Raw genomic sequence first — 3,259 nt, 5'->3', positions numbered from 1 at the left:
TGAGTGCTTTAGCCGCTCAGAGACGAATTGATCAGCGGTTCCATAGGTGTGCCGAATGATGCTGTGCACTATGCCAGAAAAATCAGCTGGTTGGCGATACCCCATCCGCAGCCACCTGAATAGTTACCACGATTCTAGGGATTGGCGCTGTCGGGCATCGTCGAAAATGAAGCGCAATCCATGGCCTGTTCGAGGCTTTGCCATGACAGGCGCTCCTCTAATCTTCACGCTGACCCAATACCCCGTGGCCGCGTGCGGTCATGCCAAGATGGAGGTTCAACGGATGATCGATCAGCTCGACGGTGCCCTGCGTTTTCATCAGGAGGCATTGAACCTCCGCGCCAAGCGTCACGAGGTGCTGGCCAGCAACATCGCCAATGCCGATACGCCCAACTACAAGGCGCGCGACATGGACTTCTCCCGCGAACTCTCCCGGGTGATGGAAAGCGGCCGGGCGGGGGGCAAGGGGTTGGCCCTCGCCACCACGTCGGAGCGACACATCCCGGCGCGAGCCGAGGCGCCCGCGATCAACGAACTGCTGTATCGCGTGCCCGACCAGCCCAGTCTGGACGGCAACACGGTCGACATGGATCGCGAGCGGACGCAGTTCGCCGACAACGCGGTCCGTTACCAGGCGGCCCTGACCATGATCAATAGCCGCATCCAGGGCCTCAAGTCGGCGATGCAGCCCGAATAACAAGCAGGAGCAAGACGATGTCGATGTTTTCCGTATTCGATATTTCCGGCTCGGCGATGAGTGCCCAGTCGCAGCGCATGAACGTCACCGCGAGCAACCTGGCCAACGCCGACAGCGTCGCCGGGCCGGATGGCGAAGCCTATCGCGCCAAGCAGGTGATGTTCGAGACCCAGTCGCAAGGCGCCTATGGCATCGGCGGCGTTCGCGTCCGCGAGGTGGTGGAGGACCCGAGCCCCATGCGCCTGGAGTATCGCCCCGAGCATCCGCTGGCCAACGAGGAGGGCTACGTGACCATGCCCAATGTCGAGCCGGTGCATGAGATGGTCAACATGATCTCTGCGTCGCGCTCCTACCAGGCCAACGTCGAGGTGTTGAACACCAGCAAGCAGATGATGCTCCAGACACTGACCCTGGGCGAGGGCTGATACCCATGAGCAACACCATCGACACCAACGTGCTCAGCAACATGAACGCCGCGAGTTCGACGCAGAATCAGAGCGCGGCAAACGACATCATGAACGACTTCATGACGTTGCTGATCACGCAGATTCAGCACCAGGATCCGCTCAATCCCATGGACAACCACGATCTGACCTCTCAGATCGCGCAGATCAACACCGTCGCCGGCATCGAGAAACTCGACCAGACCCTGCAGGGCATCACCCAGCAGATCGACGCCGGACAGGTCCTGTGGGCCTCCGGCCTGATCGGGCAGGCCGTGCTGGTGCCGGGCAACCGCATCCAACTGGCGGTGGACGAGTCGGGCCAGGCGTTCACCACGCCGTTCGGCATCGAGCTCGGGCAGGCCGCCGACAACGTCAAGATCACCATCACCAGCGCCAGCGGCCAGGTCATCAATCAGTACGACATCGGTCCGGCCAGTGCCGGCGTGCATTCCTTCACCTGGGATGGCAAGGACAGCGAGGGTCAGCAGGTCACCGAGGGTAGCTATCGCGTCAGCGTAGAGGCCACCAGCGGCGACAAGGCGATTGCCGTCGAAACCCTGAACTATGCCGTGGTGGGGGGGATCACCCCGGTTCAGAACGGTGGTGTGCGCCTGGATCTGGGCGCGGTCTACGGTCAGGTCGAGCTGAGTGACATCAGACAGATTCTCTAAAAATACGAGGAAGGGACATGAGCTTTTCACAAGCATTGAGTGGTCTGAACGCGCAGCAGCAGGCGCTGGGCTCCATCGGCAACAACATCGCCAACTCGCAGACGGTGGGTTTCAAGAGCTCCAACGTGCTGTTCGCCGATGTCTATGCCAACAGCCAGGGGTTGGGTACCCAGGTGGCCGGCGTTCAGCAGAATTTCGGCAGCGGCAACATCGAGGGAACGGGGCGCAACCTGGACCTGGCCATCGCCGGTGACGGCTTCTTCCGCTTTCAGCAGCTCAGCGGCGAGGTCGTCTACTCGCGCAATGGCCAGTTGACCATGACCGCCCAGGGCGATCTGGTCAACGCCCAGGGCGCCCAGATCATGGGTTATCCCGCCGATGAGGAAGGCAACGTCCAGGTCGGTGGCGCGCCGGTGCCGTTGAACGTGCCCGCCGACGACATTCCCGCTCAGGCCACCAGCCAGATGACCATTGGCATGAACCTGAATTCCGGTGAGACGGTCGTGGATCGTGACGTAACGGATTTCGCCACCAACGACCCGAACAGCTACAGCTACGCCACCAACGCCACCGTCTACGACTCCCTGGGCAACCCGCGCAACATGACGCTCTACTTCACCAAGGTGGGCGAGGATTCCGGTGGAAGTGATTGGGAAGTCCATGCGCTTCTTGCAGGCTCCAGCGACCCACAGGAAATCACGGATGGCGAATACCTTTCCTTCGATACCAGCGGTCGCGTGGTCGGCGACGCCGAATTCGCGGTGACCTTTGCCGACTTGCCAGGTGCCGAGGATCTGACGTTCGACATCGATCTGGGTGATGCCACCCAGTTCGCCAACAGCTCCACGGTCAATGAGCTGAACCAGGATGGCTACACCTCCGGTGCTCTGGTCGGTATCAGCATCGAGGATGACGGCACCGTGATGCGCCACTATTCCAATGAACAGTCCCTGGCGGCGGGGCAGGTGGTGCTGGCGAACTTCCGTAATCCCGAGGGCCTGACGCCGATAGGCGACAATGCCTGGGCGGCGACCGCCGCGTCCGGGCAGGAACTGGTCGGTGCGCCGGGCACCGGCTTGCTGGGCAGTCTGCGGGCCGGGGCGCTGGAGAGCTCCAACGTCGACATGTCCGCGGAGCTGGTCGACATGATCATCGCCCAGCGTGCCTACCAGGCCAATTCCCAGACCATCAAGACACAGGACGAGCTCCTGCAGACCACCATCAACCTGCGTTGATGAGCGCTGAGCGGGGAAATTGACCATGGACCGCATACTTTACACCGCCATGAGTGGCGCCAAGCAGAGTATGGATCAGCAGGCGGTGGTCAACCACAACCTGTCGAACGTCTCGACCACCGGCTTCCGCGCGCAACTGCACGCCATGCGCGCCGTGCCGGTGCAGGGCGACGGGCATCTGCCGACCCGCGTGTCGGTGGTCGGCGACCA

Annotated in this window: 5 protein-coding genes; all 5 read left to right on the top strand. The window is 62.0% G+C overall.

Features of this window, described 5'->3' with window-relative positions; genetic code table 11:
• The first annotated feature begins 283 nt into the window (after positions 1-283).
• The gene (flgB, locus tag B7L71_RS16215) at positions 284-697 is read left to right on the top strand and encodes a flagellar basal body rod protein FlgB (protein WP_081139159.1); all 414 of its coding nucleotides are present in this window, start codon (positions 284-286) and stop codon (positions 695-697) included.
• 17 nt (positions 698-714) lie between these two features.
• Positions 715-1,122, top strand: coding sequence for a flagellar basal body rod protein FlgC (flgC, locus tag B7L71_RS16210; protein ID WP_081139157.1), 408 nt, complete (start codon positions 715-717; stop codon positions 1,120-1,122).
• A 5-nt stretch (positions 1,123-1,127) separates the two neighbouring features.
• Entirely contained in the window at positions 1,128-1,814 is a 687-nt protein-coding gene (locus B7L71_RS16205) for a flagellar hook assembly protein FlgD (RefSeq protein WP_081139155.1), read from the top strand.
• Between the two features lie 17 nt (positions 1,815-1,831).
• Entirely contained in the window at positions 1,832-3,049 is a 1,218-nt protein-coding gene (gene flgE / locus B7L71_RS16200; protein WP_081139153.1) for a flagellar hook protein FlgE, read from the top strand.
• Positions 3,050-3,074: 25 nt separating this feature from the next.
• A partial coding sequence (locus B7L71_RS16195; protein ID WP_249273288.1) for a flagellar basal body protein occupies positions 3,075-3,259 on the top strand: 185 nt, incomplete at its 3' end.

Origin of the sequence: Halomonas sp. BC2 (assembly GCF_002078115.1) — a bacterium.
Classification (GTDB): Bacteria; Pseudomonadota; Gammaproteobacteria; order Pseudomonadales; family Halomonadaceae; genus Vreelandella; species Vreelandella stevensii.
Note: the sequence above shows the minus strand (reverse complement) of the source record. Positions and strands in the feature narration are given on the sequence as shown.